The organism is Ruegeria sp. AF1 (assembly GCF_056542125.1).
The window spans coordinates 66,373-85,834 of record NZ_JBQFZG010000006.1 but is presented as its reverse complement, the minus strand read 5'-3'; the positions used below and the strand labels follow the sequence as shown (position 1 = coordinate 85,834).

19 protein-coding genes are annotated in these 19,462 nt (G+C 56.9%); 9 read left to right on the top strand and 10 right to left on the bottom strand.

Annotated features, from left to right (window positions below; genetic code table 11):
• Positions 1–74: 74 nt before the first annotated feature.
• The 4 genes from ACR0BK_RS10785 to ACR0BK_RS10770 form a co-directional block, all read right to left on the bottom strand.
• A complete protein-coding gene (locus ACR0BK_RS10785) occupies positions 75–488 on the bottom strand; it encodes a secondary thiamine-phosphate synthase enzyme YjbQ (protein ID WP_480554634.1) in 414 nt (137 codons plus the stop codon).
• A gap of 21 nt (positions 489–509) precedes the next feature.
• On the bottom strand, positions 510–914 hold the full coding sequence (locus tag ACR0BK_RS10780; RefSeq protein ID WP_480493482.1) for a hypothetical protein: 405 nt from the start codon (positions 912–914) through the stop codon (positions 510–512).
• A gap of 78 nt (positions 915–992) precedes the next feature.
• A complete protein-coding gene (locus ACR0BK_RS10775) occupies positions 993–1,538 on the bottom strand; it encodes a DUF4166 domain-containing protein (protein ID WP_480554633.1) in 546 nt (181 codons plus the stop codon).
• 2 nt (positions 1,539–1,540) lie between these two features.
• Positions 1,541–1,885 carry a thiol-disulfide oxidoreductase DCC family protein gene (locus ACR0BK_RS10770; RefSeq protein ID WP_480554723.1) on the bottom strand — a complete coding sequence of 115 codons (345 nt, stop codon included), beginning with the start codon at positions 1,883–1,885 and terminating at the stop codon, positions 1,541–1,543.
• A gap of 438 nt (positions 1,886–2,323) precedes the next feature.
• Between ACR0BK_RS10770 and ACR0BK_RS10765 the strand changes: the two genes are divergently transcribed.
• Positions 2,324–3,343, top strand: coding sequence for a helix-turn-helix domain-containing protein (locus ACR0BK_RS10765; RefSeq protein ID WP_480516538.1), 1,020 nt, complete (start codon positions 2,324–2,326; stop codon positions 3,341–3,343).
• A gap of 178 nt (positions 3,344–3,521) precedes the next feature.
• Here the strand turns inward: ACR0BK_RS10765 and rpoD are convergent, their stop codons facing one another.
• The 4 genes from rpoD to ACR0BK_RS10745 form a co-directional block, all read right to left on the bottom strand.
• On the bottom strand, positions 3,522–5,504 hold the full coding sequence (rpoD, locus tag ACR0BK_RS10760) for an RNA polymerase sigma factor RpoD (protein ID WP_480476408.1): 1,983 nt from the start codon (positions 5,502–5,504) through the stop codon (positions 3,522–3,524).
• Positions 5,505–5,618: 114 nt separating this feature from the next.
• On the bottom strand, positions 5,619–7,568 hold the full coding sequence (gene dnaG / locus ACR0BK_RS10755) for a DNA primase (protein ID WP_480554632.1): 1,950 nt from the start codon (positions 7,566–7,568) through the stop codon (positions 5,619–5,621).
• Between the two features lie 80 nt (positions 7,569–7,648).
• Positions 7,649–7,945 (bottom strand): hypothetical protein, encoded by a 297-nt coding sequence (locus ACR0BK_RS10750; RefSeq protein ID WP_480554631.1) that lies wholly within the window; start codon positions 7,943–7,945, stop codon positions 7,649–7,651.
• Positions 7,946–8,064: 119 nt separating this feature from the next.
• Complete coding sequence (locus ACR0BK_RS10745; RefSeq protein WP_480476402.1) at positions 8,065–9,495, bottom strand: Glu/Leu/Phe/Val family dehydrogenase; 1,431 nt, start codon at positions 9,493–9,495, stop codon at positions 8,065–8,067.
• Between the two features lie 334 nt (positions 9,496–9,829).
• Between ACR0BK_RS10745 and ACR0BK_RS10740 the strand changes: the two genes are divergently transcribed.
• From ACR0BK_RS10740 to ACR0BK_RS10730, 3 genes are read left to right on the top strand one after another with little or no spacing between them, the layout of a single operon-like run.
• Positions 9,830–11,467 carry a Tad domain-containing protein gene (locus tag ACR0BK_RS10740; protein WP_480516532.1) on the top strand — a complete coding sequence of 546 codons (1,638 nt, stop codon included), beginning with the start codon at positions 9,830–9,832 and terminating at the stop codon, positions 11,465–11,467.
• Positions 11,464–11,994 carry a TadE/TadG family type IV pilus assembly protein gene (locus ACR0BK_RS10735; protein WP_480554629.1) on the top strand — a complete coding sequence of 177 codons (531 nt, stop codon included), beginning with the start codon at positions 11,464–11,466 and terminating at the stop codon, positions 11,992–11,994. Before ACR0BK_RS10740 ends, ACR0BK_RS10735 begins: the two co-directional genes overlap by 4 nt.
• 4 nt (positions 11,995–11,998) lie before the next feature.
• The gene (locus ACR0BK_RS10730) at positions 11,999–12,595 is read left to right on the top strand and encodes a TadE/TadG family type IV pilus assembly protein (protein WP_480516528.1); all 597 of its coding nucleotides are present in this window, start codon (positions 11,999–12,001) and stop codon (positions 12,593–12,595) included.
• Here ACR0BK_RS10730 and ACR0BK_RS10725 read toward each other — a convergent pair.
• On the bottom strand, positions 12,557–13,036 hold the full coding sequence (locus ACR0BK_RS10725; protein ID WP_480476394.1) for a hypothetical protein: 480 nt from the start codon (positions 13,034–13,036) through the stop codon (positions 12,557–12,559). The two genes, ACR0BK_RS10730 and ACR0BK_RS10725, sit on opposite strands and share 39 nt — an antisense overlap.
• A gap of 157 nt (positions 13,037–13,193) precedes the next feature.
• Between ACR0BK_RS10725 and ACR0BK_RS10720 the strand changes: the two genes are divergently transcribed.
• Positions 13,194–14,105: a pirin family protein gene (locus tag ACR0BK_RS10720; RefSeq protein WP_480516526.1), complete on the top strand. Its 912-nt coding sequence runs from the start codon at positions 13,194–13,196 to the stop codon at positions 14,103–14,105.
• A 21-nt stretch (positions 14,106–14,126) separates the two neighbouring features.
• Here the strand turns inward: ACR0BK_RS10720 and ACR0BK_RS10715 are convergent, their stop codons facing one another.
• Positions 14,127–14,714, bottom strand: a complete 588-nt coding sequence (locus ACR0BK_RS10715; protein WP_480516524.1) for a TetR/AcrR family transcriptional regulator — start codon at positions 14,712–14,714, stop codon at positions 14,127–14,129.
• Between the two features lie 102 nt (positions 14,715–14,816).
• Here ACR0BK_RS10715 and ACR0BK_RS10710 point away from each other — a divergent pair, with 102 nt between their 5' ends.
• The 4 genes from ACR0BK_RS10710 to recJ all read left to right on the top strand — a co-directional run bounded on the left by ACR0BK_RS10710 (position 14,817) and on the right by recJ (position 19,365).
• Positions 14,817–15,065 carry a hypothetical protein gene (locus tag ACR0BK_RS10710; RefSeq protein WP_480554627.1) on the top strand — a complete coding sequence of 83 codons (249 nt, stop codon included), beginning with the start codon at positions 14,817–14,819 and terminating at the stop codon, positions 15,063–15,065.
• Between the two features lie 124 nt (positions 15,066–15,189).
• The gene (locus ACR0BK_RS10705; RefSeq protein ID WP_480554626.1) at positions 15,190–16,476 is read left to right on the top strand and encodes a homoserine dehydrogenase; all 1,287 of its coding nucleotides are present in this window, start codon (positions 15,190–15,192) and stop codon (positions 16,474–16,476) included.
• Between the two features lie 69 nt (positions 16,477–16,545).
• Positions 16,546–17,529: a class II fructose-bisphosphatase gene (gene glpX / locus ACR0BK_RS10700; RefSeq protein ID WP_480516517.1), complete on the top strand. Its 984-nt coding sequence runs from the start codon at positions 16,546–16,548 to the stop codon at positions 17,527–17,529.
• A gap of 93 nt (positions 17,530–17,622) precedes the next feature.
• A complete protein-coding gene (gene recJ, locus ACR0BK_RS10695; RefSeq protein ID WP_480516515.1) occupies positions 17,623–19,365 on the top strand; it encodes a single-stranded-DNA-specific exonuclease RecJ in 1,743 nt (580 codons plus the stop codon).
• Positions 19,366–19,462: the final 97 nt, after the last annotated feature.

The following is a 19,462-nucleotide window of genomic DNA, read 5'->3' as shown; positions in this document are numbered from 1 at the left end:
GACTTACTTATCCACAACTATAGGGCAGCAACTAGGATTTGGGTAGTCGGAAATTTCAACCGCTAGATAAAGGGTCAGGCCAGGTGCGCTGCAATCCGTCTCTGGTGTGGTGCCGTGCGGTGTTCAAACAGATATATCCCCTGCCATGTTCCAAGGCATGGGCGACCCTGCGACACAGGTATCGACAAGGATACAGGCAACAGCGCAGCTTTTATATGCGCGGGCATGTCATCGGGGCCTTCATAAGTATGCCTTAGATACGACATTGACGGGTGATTGGATGACGGCACCAGCCTTTCGAAGAACGCCCGAAGGTCGGTTTGAACTTCGGGATCCGCGTTTTCCTGAATAAGCAACGAACAGGAGGTGTGGCGAACGAAAAGCGTCAGTAAGCCATCCGTCGCCACCTGCCCCAGCCAATGCGTCAACTCGGCCGTGAACTCGTAAAGACCTGAACCTTGGGTCTGAATTACAAATTCAGTCTGCATTCACGGTGTCTCGCCGTTTTGTCAGTCGTTAAAGAACGGTCGATAGTTACACCTGGCATTCGCGCCTTGTACAGATATGCTGTACCCCGGCTGAAAACCAACCGAAACAAAGCTGCTTGGCTGCGCACCGACATTCTGTGGCGGCTTGATCGAAAACTGAACCGCTGTTTTACGCCCTGTGGTGACGCTTGGCCCATACCCGCGCAACACGTAGATCGGATCGCGCCAGCCCGCGCCCAAAGTACGCCGTGCATAATCCGCTGCCGCGCACCAGTATCCTTCGGTACGCTGGTCGCCGCGCGGAATAACCTCGAAGTCAGTAGCGTTTATCGGCTCGGTCCGGTACCCGTGCGGCGCTGCGTCAGCAGCCATGGGAATGCTGAACGCCAGGGCGGCAATCGCGGCAAATGTCCGTGTATGTTTCATTGTCATTACTTCCCTGATTGTGTGTGTCAAAAAGGTTAGGCCATTAGCTTCGTCGGCACAGGGTCGCTCACGTTCTGTTTAATCTGTCTCGTGCGATACGTGAACCGGCGTGAGCCATCCCTGATACCTGATCAACATTCCCAGTCTCGGCGCGCCAGCAGACACATCAAACCGAAAGCGCCCCGTTTTGTCCTGCCATTCGCGCGTTCTTGATCGCGGCAAGGTAAAAGCTGGCATCGGAATACCAAACACGGTCAGGCGGAGGATTTTGATATCCATTCCGTTTTCCCGCCAAATGGGCTTTAACCAGATTGAGATCGAGCCGAAAGATTCCCGAACACACTCTCTTTTCGTATCATATTTCAGAGTTGATCGGGTTTTGTGGCCCGCGAAATTCCGGTCCCATGACCAGAATTCGCCATTTGCACCAATGTGCAAAGAAACGGGGACGTCTTTGCCGCTTCGCGGAAATCCGGCCAGACGTGTTGCAAGGGCAACCCATAGCCCTTTGCCACGTTCGATGTCGCAGCGCCCCGTAAAGTAGCCCTCGCTCGTGTGCAGAACTCGAACCGCCCTTGGCAACCTTTCGGTCGATCCTATCGCCTTAAGAAAGGGATCTCCCATCGCTAGTACCCGTTTTCGGCAAAACGAGCCCTGATATCGGGACAGGGAACCAGACATGTCTTGGAACGCCCAAAGAACGCGTATCTGTTTCGTGCGATCAAGCGATAGGCCGGATCCTTGATGGGCCGAGGCAGAAACCGGCATATTGATAACAGCGACCACGGAGCGCGCAACTGTCGCATCGCCTCAGAAAATGCATCCAGATGCTGAAAAACAGCGCCATCCACGACCACCAGATTGGTTTGAAAATCCTGTGTGGGAAGGCCGAGATCTCGGTACAGTTTTTGCCCAAGCGGGGACTGCGCCGTGGCAAATTGGAAAACATGGCGCCGGTCACGTTTCAGCATAAACTGGAAAAACCCCGAACACAGCACGCATTCGCCGTCAAACACAATCAGGTTTTGGTCATAAACCCCTGTATTCTCAAAAACATCTTGCAAGGTTTTTCACCAGTATTTTTGACTTAAAGCCAGCCTGACAAAACCACCTGAGCGAAGCAATGCGACATGTACGAAAGGTATGGGGGCGTGCCGGGGAGCCTTGACCAGAGGCTGGTGATTTCCCCGAGGCTCTGACCTCATCCCCATAAAGGTCTGGACCCGGCAACATTGCTGAATTGGTTCGTTGCACATGGCGACGCTTGTCCATACCGGTCAATAAATTTCGAGAATTTGCCACCGATGGCTTGTTTCTGTGTGAAATCGACTTGTCAGCACCGTCGATCATGAAAGAGAATTCTGTAATAGTCCGCTTATGTATTTGAAAATTTGAGGTACTGCTTCGCGATGGATGTCGATATCGGCCGACTTCATCTGTTTGTTCAGGCACTGGACCGCTATTCCGGAAATGGCGATATGTCCTGTAATGTCCTGAAGATGGCAGGGCTGCGCCCTCAGGATATCGCGCCGCCGGTCTCAACCTACAGCGTACAAAGCGAGGCTTTGTTTATCCGTTATGCATGTGACGCCACCCACGACGTCACGTTTGCGGCTCGCACGGGTCTTGAGGTTACGTCAGCCTCGACCGTGACCGCCTATATCAGCAAGTATTCCCGCGATCTGAAACAGGTGATGGAGAACCTCTCGCGCTTTCACGGCATCATCGACCCTGCCATCGCGCTTAACCTGCGCGTCGCGGGTAACTTTGCGACCTTGGAAGCCGAGTGGAAAGACCCCGGATTTGCGCGGTATCATAGACGCACCGAATTCCTGATATTTGCGACCCTGGCCAGAATGCGGAACCTGACGCAAGTCAATCTCTATCCGATAGAAATTCGGTTTCAGCACAGGGTCGGCGACCACGCCCGAAGATTTGAGAAGCTTGCCGGTTTTCCCGTGACCTTTGGGGCTGAGAACCTCGAGATTATCCTGCCACTTTCCGCGCTGGACCTGCCTGTGCCGACATATGACCCCCAACTCAGAGAGCACTTGCTGGGATATGCAGATCGCCTGCTTTCTGAGAGAGGCGCCCCCAAACATCTGACCCGCTCCAAGGTCGAAGGGCTGGTTACCCGTTCCCTGCCCGGCGCAATCCCGCAGGCCGAAAGCGTCGCGGCTGATCTGGGGATGAGCCTTAGAACCTTCAGCAGGCGCCTCAGGGATGAAGGCACCAGCTATCGCGATGTTGTCGACGAACTGCGGTGCGACCTGGCGCAGACCTTTATCAAGAATGAAATGCCCTTGTCCGAAATCGCCTATTCGCTGGGCTATGCGGATCAGGCCGCATTTTCGACCGCTTTCAAACGTTGGACAGGCCAGCCGCCCAGCGCGTTCAAGACACGATTGGCACACCCGATACGGACGTGAGACCGGGGGTCATCAGCTTGAAAAACCTCGCCCCGGCCCGTCCCATGAGTGGACAGAACGGATATAGAAGGACAGAAGGTCCGGGCCTTGTGCGTTCCCGCCAATGTGATGGGAGAACAGGCCATCGTGAAGAGCGCCTTGATTGAAAAAAGGCGCCTCGGGTGAGGCGCCTTGGAAATTATTGATCCAGGAAGGACCGAAGTTTTCGGGATCGGCTGGGATGCTTCAGCTTCCGCAGCGCCTTCGCTTCGATCTGGCGAATACGTTCGCGGGTCACGCTGAACTGCTGACCCACCTCTTCAAGCGTGTGGTCGGTGTTCATACCGATGCCGAAACGCATCCGCAGCACACGTTCTTCGCGCGGGGTGAGCGATGCCAAAACCCGTGTGGTGGTTTCCTTGAGGTTTTCCTGAATGGCGCTGTCCAGAGGCAGCACGGCATTCTTGTCCTCGATGAAATCACCCAGCTGGCTGTCTTCTTCGTCACCAATCGGCGTTTCCAGCGAAATCGGCTCTTTGGCGATTTTCATCACCTTGCGAACCTTCTCAAGCGGCATTTGCAGCTTTTCGGCCAGTTCCTCGGGTGTCGGTTCGCGGCCGATCTCGTGCAGCATCTGGCGGCCGGTCCGGACCAGCTTGTTGATCGTTTCGATCATGTGAACCGGAATACGGATCGTGCGCGCCTGATCCGCGATCGAACGCGTGATAGCCTGACGAATCCACCACGTTGCATAGGTCGAGAATTTATAGCCGCGGCGGTATTCGAACTTGTCTACCGCCTTCATCAGGCCGATATTACCTTCCTGAATAAGATCAAGGAATTGCAGGCCGCGGTTCGTGTACTTCTTGGCGATCGAGATCACCAGACGCAGGTTGGCTTCGACCATTTCCTTCTTGGCCTGCCGCGCCTCTTTTTCGCCCTTCTGTACCTGCTGAACGATGCGGCGGAATTCGCTGATGTCCAGACCCACATACTGGCCGACCTGAGCCATGTCGTTGCGCAGCTCTTCGACCTTCGCGGTCGAGCGTTCGATGAACATCTGCCAACCCCGACCCGGCTTTTCCGCCATCTCGGCCAGCCAGTTCGGGTCAAGTTCGCGGCCGCGGTATTCGTCGATGAACTCGCGACGGTTGATCCGCGCCTGATCGGCCAGCTTCACCATCGAGCTGTCCAGCGCCATAACGCGACGGTTGATACCGTAAAGCTGATCGATCAAAGCTTCGATCCGGTTGTTGTGCAGGTGAAGACCATTCACCAGTTGCACAATCTCGGCCCGCAACTTCTGATAAGTCGCCTCGTCCTCTTCGCTGAACGTGCCATCCTCGTTCAGGGTGGCCGAAATACGGCTGTCCTGCATTTCAGACAGCATCGCGAAATCGGTAGAGATCCGTTCCAGAGTGGTCAGAACCTGATCCTTCAATGCCGCTTCCATCGCGGCTAGCGACATATTAACCTGATCGTCTTCGTCATCATCGTCGTCGCTGGTGATCGGGTTGCCATCCGCATCCAGTTCCGGCCCGGCCTCTCTTGCAGGTTTTGCAGCCTGCACGGCAGACGCATCAACGACTGGCGCGTCGCCGTCTTCGTCCAGCTGGTTGCCAAACGTGGTTTCCAGATCGATGACATCCCGCAGCAGAATGTCTTCGGACAACAATTCATCGTGCCAGATGGTGATCGCTTGGAAGGTCAACGGGCTTTCGCACAGGCCTGCGATCATGGTGTTGCGCCCTGCTTCAATCCGCTTGGCGATGGCAATCTCGCCCTCACGGCTGAGCAGTTCAACCGAACCCATCTCGCGCAGATACATGCGAACAGGGTCGTCGGTGCGGTCCAGCTTTTCGGTGGCGGCCCCTGCCAACGCAACCTCACGGTTGCTTTCTGTGGTTGTCAGATCGGTCGAGCCTTTGTTCTCTTCCTCTTCGGCCTCTTCATCTTCGATGATGTTGATGCCCATCTCGGACAGCATCGACATAACGTCTTCGATCTGTTCCGAACTGACCTGATCAGGCGGCAATACCTGATTGAGCTGATCGTAGGTGATGTAACCTTTCTCGCGGGCCTCGGCGATCATCTTCTTGACGTTGGCCTGGCTCATGTCCAGCGAGATTTCCTGTTCCTGCTCGTCGGATTTGCTATCTTCGGTCGTATCTTTGGCGGCCATTCAATGCTCCTGCAGGGATGGGTGATTCGTTTGAACCGAATCATTAGCGCGTAGAAGTGATTCGACCACCCGTTTACCTGTTTTTCTTTTCCAGTGCCTTACGAAAACACCATTTTACCGGCGTTTCCGCTCGAATTTGATGCCGGACATAATCGCCTCGAACGCGTCTTTCTCGTCGCGGTTGATTCGCGCCCCGTTGTCGGCGATGTCGAATATGGCCTTGTCCTCATTCTGGCTTCGGCTTGTCCGATTGCGTTCTTCTGCCGCTTGCGCCAGCCGATATGTCAGCGCCTCATCGGCCAGATCGGACAACTCCTCTGCGGCTTCGGCAATCTCAGCATCCAACCCCCGGAGCGCTTTGATTTTCGCGAGTTCTTCGGCCAGTGTCATCTCGGCCTTTTCGACGTCGCCTGGTTTGAACACACAGGGTATTACGGCGACATGGCGAAGGGCCAGCAGGTTTTCAAGGGCCGAGGGCCCTAAAGTTTCGGTAATGTGGTCCTTCAGATTGTCCGGGTCATCGATCGCGTGGCGCAGGATTGCAGTTCGCAATGCAGCATGATCGGGATCACGGCATTCCATTTCTTCCATTTGGTGTTCGAACTGCACGACGACTTGGGGGTTAAGCGCGGCAATAGCCAGAATGGCCGCTTCGCGCAGTTGAATCTCGGCATTCTCGGACGAGGCCAAAAACGAGGACCGTGCGCCGGGCGTGGCGGGCTGTTTTGGCGGCACCCATTTGCCGCGCGGTTGCCATTGCCGGGATTGCGGCTGCCGTTGCGGACGGAACAATTGCCAGCGCAGATCCTTGATCTCTTGCCCATAATGCGCCCGGATCGATGGGTCGCGGATAAGCTTGATTTTCTCGCGCAGGGACTTGTCCAAAGCCGCCTTGCGTTCGGGGCTGTCGAACACCTTGCCGTCGGTCTCGCGCTGCCACAGCAGCTTGACCATCGGAATGGCTCCATCCAGCACGGCCTTCACGGCGCCTGCCCCATCGACGCGCAGCAGGTCGTCGGGGTCTTTGCCCTCGGGCATCAGGGCAAACCGCAGCGACTTTCCAGCTTCGAGCAGCGGCAAAGCCAGATCAACCGCCCGCATCGCCGCGCGCAGACCTGCTGTGTCGCCGTCCAGCGCAATGATCGGCTCGTCCGATATCCGCCACAGCAGTTGCAATTGATGTTCGGTGATGGCCGTTCCCAAAGGGGCAACCGACGCGCCAAAGCCGGCTTCGACCAGCGCGATCACGTCCATATAGCCTTCGGCCACGATCAGCGGCTGACCCTTCCCCGCCGCCTGACGTGCCGGGCCTTGATTGTAAAGACTGCGTCCTTTGTCGAACAGCTCGGTCTCGGGCGAGTTCAGGTATTTCGCGTTGTCATTGGGGTCCATCGCCCGCCCGCCAAACGCGATACAACGCCCGCGCGGGTCGCGGATCGGGTACATGATGCGGTTGCGGAAGGTGTCATAAGGCTTTTTGCCCTTGTTCGAGGGCTTGGCCAGCCCGGCCCCAAGGATCAGGTCCTCGGCCACGTTCTTGCCGCGCAGATGGTCCCAAAGCGCCTGCCAATCGTCCGGGGCAAATCCAATCTCCCACCGGTCCAGTGCTTGCGCGTTCAACCCGCGGCGCGCGAGGTAGTCTCGTGCGGCGGCTCCTGCCCCGGTCTTGAGTTGCAGGCGGAAGAACTGCGCTGCCTGCTCCATCACATCAGCCAGCTGTGTTCGGTGGTCCTGTTTTTCCTGCGCCTTCGGATCGCGCGCAGGCATCGGCATCCCGGCTTCGCGGGCCAGAATCTCGACAGCTTCGATGAACGAGACATTCTCGGTCTCTTTCACAAAACTAATCGCGTCGCCTTTGGCGTGACAGCCAAAGCAGTAGTAAAACCCCTTTTGGTCATCCACGTGGAACGAGGCCGTCTTTTCATGATGGAACGGGCAAGGCGCCCACATATCCCCTTTGCCCGGATTGGACTTGCGTTGGTCCCACATGACTTTGCGCCCGACAACCTGAGACAGGCTGAGCCGCGTGCGCAATTCGTCCAGAAATCCGGGGGGCAATGACATGAGTCAAACCTGACAGAAACAGGAACGCGCGCCAAGGGGATGGCGCGCGGTTGTCCACAGGGAAATTGCCGGGTTGTGGATTATTGTTGCAGGCACAGTTCAAGCCACGCCGCGCCCAGGTCTTTCTTGCGCACATCCCGCATCTTTTGCTCATAAACCCAAGGTGTGATCAGCGGGATTGCAGCATTGTAGTTTTCGGGCCATGTCGGGCCGCTATCCGCCACCGCTTGTACAACGTCACGTTCGTTTACACGGTCCAGTCGCGCCTTTTGAATCGCAGCCACCACATCTGCTTGATACTTGCAGCTTTGCTCCTTGGTTTCCTGAGCGGCCAAAGGGGTGGCCAACAGAGCCGCAACAAAAGCGATACGCAACATGGAATTCTCCGGAGATTCGTTTCTTTGACGTAGATTGCCCGTCAACCTAACGGGCTGTCATGGACATTCAAGCCGCAGCCGATGCAGGCGGGGCGAATTGATCACCCCGCCTGTCTGATTCAGAGACCTTTGGCGCGGTAGCTTTTCGCAACACGGTCAATCGCCACGATATAAGCCGCCGTGCGCAGGTCCTCGACATCATCACGGCTGTGCCAAACCTCACGCATCGACTGATAAGCAATGCGCATTGTGTCATCGAGACCCGAGCGCACCAGCTCAAGCTCATCCGCGCCTTTGAGGTACTTGGCCTTAAAGTCCGGCGACATCGACCATGCATCGCCCAGGTACCGGTCCAGCCTTTCCAGCTCGCTGACGATCAGTTCATGACGCGATTCTTCCTGTCGACGCTGCATCCGGCCAAAGCGGATATGGCTAAGGTTCTTGACCCATTCAAAATAAGACACCGTCACACCGCCCGCATTTGCATACATGTCGGGGATGATCACTGTGCCTTTCTTGCGCAGGACTTCATCCGCGCCAGCGGTAACCGGACCATTGGCAGCTTCGATAATCAGCGGCGCCTTGATCCGATCGGCGTTCGACAGGTTAATAACACCCTCCAAAGCCGCCGGGATCAGAATGTCGCATTCGGCCTCCATCACTGCTGCACTTTCAGCGGAATGGGTCGCATCGGGATAGTCTTTTACGCCGCCGTGTTTGACAATCCACTGCCGCACGGCTTCGACGTCAATGCCGTCGGGATTAAATAGTGCACCGTCCCATTCGATGATTCCGGTGATGCGCGCGCCATCTTCCTCGCTCAGGAACTTGGCTGCGTGATAACCTACATTGCCAAGCCCCTGCACGATAATGCGCTTACCATCCAGTTTGCCCGACAAACCTGCTTTTTGAATGTCTTCAGGGTGGCGGAAAAACTCGCGCAGCGCATATTGGATGCCACGTCCGGTCGCCTCGACCCGCCCGGCAATGCCGCCCGCATTCAAGGGCTTGCCGGTGACGCAGGCGCGCGCGTTGATATCCGTTGTGTTCATCCGCGCGTATTGGTCGGCGATCCAGGCCATCTCACGTTCGCCGGTGCCCATATCGGGCGCAGGCACGTTTTGCGATGGGTTTATCAGGTCTCGCTTTGCAAGCTCATACGCAAATCGCCGCGTGATCTGTTCCAGCTCATGCTCTTCATATTCTCGTGGATCAATGCAAAGCCCCCCCTTGGAGCCACCAAACGGCGTTTCAACAAGCGCGCACTTATACGTCATCAGCGCAGCCAGGGCTTCGACTTCGTCCTGATTCACTGCGGTGGCATATCGAATACCGCCCTTGACCGGCTCCATATGTTCCGAGTGGACAGATCTGTAGCCGGTGAAGGTATGAATTTCACCACGCAACCGAACACCAAATCGAACTGTGTAGGTTGCGTTGCAGACTCGGATCTTTTGCTCCAACCCCGGCGGCAGCTCCATAAGGGCGGCTGCCCTGTTGAACATCAGGTCAACACTTTCACGAAAGCTGGGTTCTTTGATGCCGGTCATAAAATCCTCCGTAGCGGTACATGACGATACGTCACGACGTTTTGTCGCACCACTGACGGCATGCTGCAATCAAACAATGCACTTTTTTTAATCATTTTATGAACGCATGCTTAGTTGCCCTAGGGTGAGTCGCTCAGATCGGCCAACTCCTTAACGAATTGTTTTCATTTCATCGACAGATCACCTGAAACGGTCCGAATTATACCCCTCGGGCGCGTAAAAAGGCCAAAACCAAGCCTTTTTCGCCCAATTCACGCCACGTTTGAAAATTAACTTTGTCCCAAATCTCTTTTCTTTGACGCACGAATTCGACGTGTGAAGCGGAGTAACCAGAATGCTTAATTCCTTGCTTTGTAACGACGGCTCGAAACCGAAGCGCAAAACGTTCAAGTTAGTGCAGTTCGCTCGGAACGAAGATGGCGTCTTCACCATTTTCGTATTGTTTATGGTGGTCCTGATGCTGGCGATTACCGGCATGGCCATGGATGTCATGAAGTATGAGCGTGACCGCGCTAGCCTGCAATCCACACTGGACCGCGCTGTGCTTGCCGCCGCAGACCTCGACCAGGACCTTCCCGCCAAGGCGGTCGTCGATTCTTACATGGACAAGGCCGGGCTGGGCAATCTGAATGCCATTACGACGGTCGTCGAAGGTTTCGGCTCCAAAAAAGTAACTGCTACAGCTGAAGCGGTTGTGCCGACCCGCTATCTGAGGTTCGGCAAAGTCACCGAACTGGGCCTTGTTGCGACCAGCGCGGCTGAAGAATCCATTGGCGCTGTCGAAATCTCGTTGGTTCTCGACATCTCCGGCTCCATGTCTCAATCGTCCGCCACGCCATCAAAGACAAAAATCGCGGTATTGAGAGAAGCTGCGTCGGAATTTGTGAGGCTCATGCTAGACAAACCTGACGAAACACAGATTTCAATCTCGATTGTTCCTTATGCAACGCAGGTCAACGCTGGTGCATCAATCCTGGACAAGTTCACGAATGTCACGCAGGAGCACAGCTATTCGCACTGCGTAAACTTCATTCCGGAACAGTACAGCGATTCTGATCTGGAACGGGATGACACGTTGGAGCGCACCGCCCATTTCGATCCTTTCACCTATTCTGAAGGGTCAATCGACCTGCCCGTTTGTCCGGTCCGCGCAGGGAGTGCAATCACCCCTGTCACCGACAATATGAACAAACTGCTTGCCCAGATTGCGTCCCTCACCCCCGGTGGGAACACATCAATCGATATTGGGATGAAGTGGGGTACTGCCTTGCTGGACCCGAGCATGCGCGGAATTGTTCGCGACCTGTCACTGGAACAGGATCCATCCTATGCAGGTACAACAATTGTGCCATCAAAATTCTCGGTCCGTCCCTCGGACTATGGCACCGACGTTCTGAAAATCGCCATTGTTATGACCGATGGTCAGAACACCGATCAATACATGCTTAACCCATCGCTGCGCGAAGGTATGTCAGACGTCTGGTACAACCCGGAAGCTGATGAATACACCGTGTACCATTCTCAGGGTCGTCCGAATTTTTTCTGGCCTCAGCAAGACGTTTGGGCGGATCATCCCTACGGAAACCCGGAACCTGAGACAGAGCTGAACGAAGAACCCGGAACAGCCGTTCGGTTGACATATCCTGAACTGTTTAACCGAGTATCTTTGGCATGGAACGCACGGTACAACTATTACTGGCAGTCCAGCGGTTGGGCAGAATGGTATTCCAAGGCCTACGCGAAAGTCGAAACGTCGGCCAAGAACCAGCGCACCAAGCACATTTGTGATGCGGCCAAAGATCAGGGTATCATCGTTTACGGTATCGCATTCGAAGCGCCCAGAAGCGGATACAGGACCCTCAAAGACTGTGCCAGCTCTGACAGCCACGTCTATGACGTAAGTGGCCTGAACCTTGAGAAAGCCTTTGAATCCATCGCATCGTCGATCCGCAAGCTGAGGCTAACCCAATGATCAGCAGAAAGCTGTCGATGCTACGCCTGTTTCGACAATCCGAGGCAGGGAATGCGACAATCGAGTTCATCATGCTCGTACCCTTCTTCCTGGCGCTTCTCGTGGCAGGAGCCGAACTGTCCATCATCACAATGCGGCATGCTGCTTTGGAGCGTGGGGTTGACCTGATCGTAAGGGATATTCGGCTGGGCACAGGTACGGACTGGAGTCACGACGTGATCAGGGATCGGATTTGCGAAGTGTCCGGAATCAAGGATTGTACAGGGAATTTGCGACTGCAAATGGTCAAGCAGGACGCGTTCGCTGGTATCTTGCTTTCGGACGACATCCCCTGCACGGACAGTTCTGAAGATCCCAAGCCGGTTCTGGATTTCAAGAGCGGCCAGTCCAATGAGTTGATGATCCTACGTGCCTGCCTGCGCATAGATCCGGTTCTTGAGACCTCTGCCATTGCCAAGCTTGTCCCGGACGCTACCGGCCACTACGCGGTGACCGCAACAACGGCATTCGTACAGGAGCCACTGTAAGATCATGTCTGTACTCCAAAATCTGAGAAATCGCGTCAAAGTCTTCAAGAAAGACGAAAGTGGCATTCTGACCGTAGAAGCCCTCATGATTTTTCCACTGATGTTATGGACGATTACGTTCACGTTCACAGCATTCGAGGGGTTTCGTCAAAGCGCGTCCAATCTGAAGGCAGCTTATACAATCAGCGACCTGATTTCGCGTGAAACGCAGGCCGTAACAGATGTGTATATCGACTCGCTGCACGATTTGGCGGGCAAGATGATCAATAACCGGTCAGACGTGAAAATGCGTGTCTCGCTGATCGTTTACGATGAGGACGATAAACGCCACTATGTGCGCTGGTCGACCGTTCGCGGCTTTGACAATGAGTGGGACGACAACAGCATCGATGAAATCGAAGATCGCCTGCCGCCGATGCCCAATCAGGATACGGTCATTCTGGTCGAAACGTCGAATGAGTACATCCCCACGTTTAGACCGGGTTGGGACTTTGCGACAGGTATCACCTTTGAGAACTTCATCTTCACCCGTCCCCGCTTTACTAACGAAGTTGCGTGTAACTTATCCAGGACCCCGTTCGTCTGCACAAATAGCGGATAGAATTTCGGACATGAACTTGGCTTCGGCGGCAGATGTCATGCCGCCCACGCCAACCCGGTGACCCACCCGCCACCACAATCCCGGAGCCCAGCGGTTCGCCGCTTTGTTTCGCGTACGGACCAGAAAGCCGTTTGACGGTTTGAACGCGAATACACCCCGATCCACCGTTTCAATATCGGCCACTTCCGCGATGACCTGACCCGATCCCGTTCGCAACTCGGTCCGGGTCAGTTCGATACAGTCTTCTGTGGCGCGCCATACCCGAAGCGCCAGCCAAAGCGATGCACCGCCAACGACAAACAGAAACACCTGCCAAACCGGTTCGGGCGGCGATGCCAGCGCGACATAGGTAACCAGCATTCCAACCGTTGTCAGCATCCCTACCCCGGTCCATCGTCTGGGGGATGAGGCCTGAATCGTTGCCAACACGTCGTCCTGCATGGATGTCTCCTGTCTGATCCACTTCGATCTAGCCATTTTGCGCCGGAAACAACAGGGGTTTGGCTGCAAAACAATTTCGCACAGGTCCGGTTATTTTGTGCAAATTGACTGCTGTGGCGCAGAGATTACATGCTGCCCGGATGAAACGGAGGCAAACATGTCCCTTAGACCGACGTTGGAAACACGCAAAGCCATCCCCACAATGGAAGGGGCTGGTGTGAAACTTCACCGCGCATTCGGGTTTCAGGACCCGTCCGAACTGGATCCCTTTCTGCTGTTTGATGATTTCAGAAATGAACGCCCGCAGGATTATCAGGCCGGTTTTCCCTGGCACCCGCACCGGGGGATCGAAACGATCACTTACGTCCTGACCGGCACGGTCGAACATTCGGATTCGCTGGGCAACACCGGCACGCTTGGCGCCGGTGATGTGCAATGGATGACCGCCGGATCCGGTATCCTGCATCAGGAAATGCCAAGCGGCAACATCTCAGGCCAGATGCACGGCTTCCAGTTGTGGGGCAACCTGCCTTCGGACCAGAAGATGACCGCCCCGCGCTATCAGGACGTCCAAAGCAAGGATATCCCCGAAATCACCGATGACGATGGCACGACAGTGCGGGTGATCGTAGGTGATTTCTGGGGTAAGACTGGACCCGTAGACGGGATAGCTGCTGACCCGCAATATCTGGATATCTCTGTCCCGGCGGGTGTGAAGAAAACTTTCCGAATCGATACGTATCGCCGTGCTTTCGCCTATGTGTTTCAGGGTCAGGCCGCCTTTGCCGATGCCTCGCAGCCGACAGGTGTGCTGCTGGAAAAGGAAATCGCCGGGCAAGAGGTCAATATCCGCGACATGTCTGGGGATCGCACGCTTGTCCGTTTTGGCACTGGCGATGAAATCACCGTTCAGGCTGGCCCCCAAGGCGTGCGGTTCCTACTGATCTCAGGGGCTCCGATCAATGAACCCGTCGCGTGGCATGGCCCCATCGTGATGAACACGCGGGCCGAACTGGAACAGGCATTTCGCGAGCTGCGCAATGGCACGTTCATTCGCCCCGCGCACTAACAGCGTGACGGTTTGACCCTGTCAGGCCGTCACTGCCTTGTGCACCATGTTCCAATAGATCTCCTCGACCTCGTCCAGTGACAGGCGACCACCCGAACGGTACCAAGTCATCACGCCGTTCAGCATGGCAATCACGGCCAGCGTTGCAATCTTCGTGTCCGAAATTGCGAATTTTCCGGCCTGCTGCCCTGAGTCAAGGATGCTTTCCAGCACGTTTTCGTATTGGCGCCGCAGGTCTTCGATTTCAGCAAAGTTTTCGGGCGAAAGATTGCGCAACTCCATATAGGCGATGAAAACTTCGTCGGGGCGTTGCAAATGGAAGCGGATGTGAAAGCCGATAAACTGGCGCAAGGCGTCTTTTGCATCGTCGCAACGGCCCATTGCATCTAGCGCCTCAAGCAGGTCCTGCATGTGTTCGCGCATCAACCGGTGTAAAAGGCTCTGTTTGTCGGGCGTATAGTTATAAAGCGCGCCTGCCTGGACCCCGACCTCTTTCGCGATCTGCCGCATCGAGACAGCGGCATACCCATAGCGGGCAAACAGGTGCAGCGCGGCCTTGCGGATACGCGGGCCGGTTATGTCGGAATGTGAGCCTTGAGTGCGTGCCATGGGTCTACAGTATATGAACAGATGTTCATATAGAACCCCGCTTGAACGATGTCGTCAAAACGTGCATCACGATAAGGCAACAAAGACCGAAAAGCCTGCGACATGAAACTGCTGCCTGTTTTGCCACTTTTTCTGTTTTGTACCGCCTGTGCGGACATTCCCGAGCTGGAAGGCAGCGAACAGGCTGCGGTCAGATCCGCCGCCTACCCGCGCCTTATTCCGCTGCAGGAAACCTTGGGGCCACCGGTGGATCCGATCCATCAGGCAGCAGCCGTCGAAGACGAACTGACACAACGCAGCAATGCCTTGGCTCAAAAGGCGCAGGCGCTACAAAACGCGCAAACCAACTGACGCGCCATAAATCACCCCCACTATCCCCCGGTGACGGATTGCACCCTTGGCCTGAACCCGCTAAGGCAGCGCTGATTGGACAAGCATCCGACACCAGAAAATACGAGCGGAAAAGGACCACGACATGACACAGGCACTGCGGCTGGGAATTGCGGGCTTGGGAACGGTCGGCGTGGGTGTCGTCAAGATCGTCCGCCGCCATGCAGAGTTGTTGCAGGCCCGTACAGGCCGTTCGATTGAAATCGTGGCTGTTTCCGCGCGCGACCCGAACAAGGACCGTGGCGTGAACCTGTCGGACTATGCCTGGGAAACTGATCCGGTTGCATTGGCAAAACGCGATGACATAGACGTTTACGTCGAATTGATGGGTGGCGAGAATGGTCCAGCCAAAGCCTCGGTCGAAGCAGCATTGGCCAGTGGCAAGGATGTGGTCACGGCCAACAAGGCGTTGCTGGCCATCCACGGGCAGGAACTGGCTGAAAAAGCCGAGGCCGCCGGTCGTGTGATCCGGTTTGAGGCCGCTGTCGCTGGTGGTATCCCGGTGATCAAGTCCCTGACCGAAGGTCTGGCGGGTAACGAGATCACCCGCGTGATGGGAGTGATGAACGGGACGTGCAACTACATCCTGACTCGGATGCAGTCGCAGCGTCAGGGCTATAATGCCCTTTTCAATGAATGCGCCGAATTGGGATATCTGGAGGCAGACCCCAATCTGGACGTTGGGGGTATCGACGCTGCGCACAAGCTGGCTCTGCTATCCTCGATTGCGTTTGGGACCAAGCCGAATTTCGACGCGATCGAGATTGAGGGTATCCAGCAGATCAGCCTGGACGACATCGACCAGGCCGAAGACATGGGCTTTCGCATCAAGCTGCTGGGCGTGGCGCAGCGCACCGCGCGCGGGCTGGAGCAACGTATGCAGCCCTGCCTGGTACCCAGTGACTCACCACTGGGCCAGCTGGAAGGCGGCACCAATATGGTCGTGATCGAAGGCGACGCGGTTGAGCAGGTTGTTCTGCGCGGCCCCGGCGCGGGCGAAGGCCCGACAGCCAGCGCTGTGATGGGCGATGTCTGCGATCTGGCGCGCGGATTGCAAATCCCGACCTTTGGCCGCCCGGCCACCACGCTTGAAACCGCAGTTCCCGCCGTCACCGGCCGACCTGCGCCGTATTATCTGCGACTGGGCTTGCTGGATAAACCTGGTGCATTGGCCAAGGTTGCAGCAATTCTGGGTAATGCCGGGGTGTCAATCGACCGGATGCGCCAATATGCACATGCCGAAAGCACAGCGCCTGTACTGATCGTCACCCATAAGACCACCCGAACGGCGCTAGACGTCGCGTTGGAGGGTTTCCGCGAAACCGATGTGGTGGCAGGCGACCCAGTTGCATTGCGGATTGAAGCGGTTTGACCTTGCGGCCTGCATGAAACGCAAGCTATGCCGGAAGACACGGCTATACTGACCAGAGGATACAGAAACATGAGTGCTGCCAAGACCGATTTCAATGACCGCCTGCTGTCTCTGGGGCTGGCGAGGGTGGCGGAACAGGCTGCACTGGCTTCGGCTTCGCTTGTGGGCCGGGGCGATGAGAAGGCCGCGGATCAGGCCGCAGTGAACGCGATGCGGGAACAGCTGAACCTGCTGGATATAGCAGGTGTCGTGGTCATCGGTGAAGGCGAGCGTGACGAGGCACCGATGCTGTATATCGGCGAAGAGGTTGGCACCGGAAATGGCCCCGGCGTGGATATCGCACTGGATCCGCTGGAAGGCACCACGCTGACCGCCAAGGATATGCCGAACGCACTGACCGTCATCGCAATGGGCCCGCGCGGCTCGATGCTGCACGCGCCGGATGTCTATATGGACAAACTGGCGGTTGGCCCGGGTCTGCCGGAAGGCGTTGTCAATCTGGACATGACGCCGCGCGAGCGTGTCGAAGCGCTGGCCAAGGCCAAGGGGTGCAAACCGGCCGACATCACCGTCTGCATTCTGGAACGCCCGCGCCACGAAGCGATGATTGCCGAAGTGCGCGAAACCGGTGCCGCGATCCGTCTGATCACTGATGGTGACGTGGCGGGTGTCATGCACTGCGCCGAAAGCGAAGTGACCGGCATCGACATGTATATGGGCCAGGGCGGCGCGCCCGAAGGTGTGTTGGCCGCCGCTGCGCTGAAATGTATGGGCGGGCAGATTTTTGGCCGCCTGTTGTTCCGGAACGATGACGAACGTAGCCGGGCCGCCAAGGCTGGCATCACCGATCTGGACCGAGTTTATGCACGTGATGAGATGGTGACGGCGGATGTGATCTTTGCCGCCACCGGCGTGACTGGCGGCTCTTTGCTGCCCCGGATCAAGCGCGAGCCCGGCTGGGTGGAAACCACGACGCTGTTGATGCGGTCCAAGACCGGGTCGGTACGCCGCATGTCCTACCGCACGCCGACTTGGCCGCATGACAATTCATAACGGCTTGCGCCGTTGCCTTCGGCCAGAGTATTTCTGAAAAGGTGAAGAGGCCGGGTCCGCAAGGGTCCGGCCTTGGTGCATAAGAGGCGAGCAATGAGTTTTCTTGGAGTCGAGCAGTCACTGACGGGACGGCTTTGGGTTGGACCTAGCCCCGAGATTGAGCGGGCGGCCGAGATGATGGCGCAACAAACCGACCTGCCCCGTGCCGTTTGCCAAGTTCTGGCCCGGCGCGGCGTGCCGGTATCGGAGGCGCCCGGCTTTCTTGACCCAAAGCTGAAGGAGTTGCTGCCTGATCCGCGGGCCTTAAAGGATATGGAAGTTGCCGCCACGCGCTTTCTGGAAGCCGTCCGCAATCGTCAGAAAATCGCGGTGTTTGCAGATTACGATGTCGATGGCGGCAGCTCTGCTGCGTTGCTGCTGGTCTGGCTGCGGCAGATGGGCGTGCAGGCGACGCTTTATGTGCCGGACCGGATCGACGAAGGGTATGGCCCCAACGTTCCCGCAATGCAGGAGCTTTCGGCCAGGCATGACCTGATCATCTGCGTTGATTGCGGCACGCTCAGCCATGATCCGATTGCGGCGGCTACGGGTGCGGATGTGATCGTTCTGGACCACCATCTGGGGGGCGAGACGCTGCCCGATTGCGTCGCTGTGGTAAATCCAAACCGACAGGATGAAAGCGGCGATCTTGGTTATCTTTGCGCGGCAGGCGTGGTGTTTCTGATGCTGGTCGAAGCCGGTCGCCAGCTGCGTGACGCAGGCGCAAGGGGACCGGACCTGGTGGCCCTTCTGGATCTGGTGGCCCTGGCGACCGTTGCCGATGTGGCGCCGCTGATAGAAGCTAACCGCGCCCTGGTGCGACAGGGGCTGAAAGTGATGGCACAGCGGCAGCGCCCCGGCCTTGTCGCGCTGTCCGATATCTCGCGCATGGATACAGCACCCAACAGTTATCACCTGGGGTTTCTGCTTGGGCCCCGTGTGAATGCCGGGGGAAGGATCGGTCAGGCCGATCTGGGCGCGCGCTTGCTGAGTACCGATTCTCTGCATGAGGCGCAGGCGTTGTCCGAACGTCTGGATGCATTGAACACTGAGCGCCGCGACATTGAAAACGCGGTGCGTTCCGCCGCGCTGGCGCAGGCCGAGGCGCGTGGCTTGGACGCCCCTTTGGTCTGGGCGGCAGGCGAGGGCTGGCACCCCGGTGTCGTTGGTATCGTGGCCTCTCGGCTGAAGGAGACAACCAATCGACCGGCAATCGTGATCGGTTTTGATGGGGATGAGGGTAAGGGTTCGGGCCGCTCGGTTTCTGGCGTCGATCTTGGGGCTTCGATCCAGCGTCTGGCGGCCGAAGGGTTGCTGGTCAAAGGAGGCGGCCACAAGATGGCCGCAGGTTTGACCGTCATGCGCGATCAGTTGGAACCCGCAATGGAGCGCCTGAGCGAGTTGCTGGCCAGACAGGGGGCCGGCCAGGGCGGTCCTGCGGATTTTAAACTGGATGGCGCGTTGATGCCCGGCGCGGCAACCGTGGATCTGATCGAGCAGATCGAACAGGCCGGACCGTTTGGCGCCGGTGCTCCGGCCCCGCGCTATGCGTTGCCTGACCTGCAGGTTCGCTTTGCCAAACGGGTCGGTGAATCGCATCTGAAACTGTCGCTGACCGATGGAATGGGCGGCGGACTGGATGCGATTGCATTTGGTGCTTTTGACGGGCCGATGGGCGAAAAACTGTCAAACCACGGCGGTGCGCGCTTTCATTTTGCGGGTCGGCTAGAGGTCAACACCTGGGGCGGACGCCAATCTGTGCAGCTCAGGCTGGAGGACGCGGCAGAAGCCCGTTAACACGCAGCTTTGGTGCGCTAAAAAACTTTCCAATCCCTGCGTTTTTACGCTTGCGGGGGTCACGGCGAAACCGTAAAAGGCCCTCCACAAGCCAGCG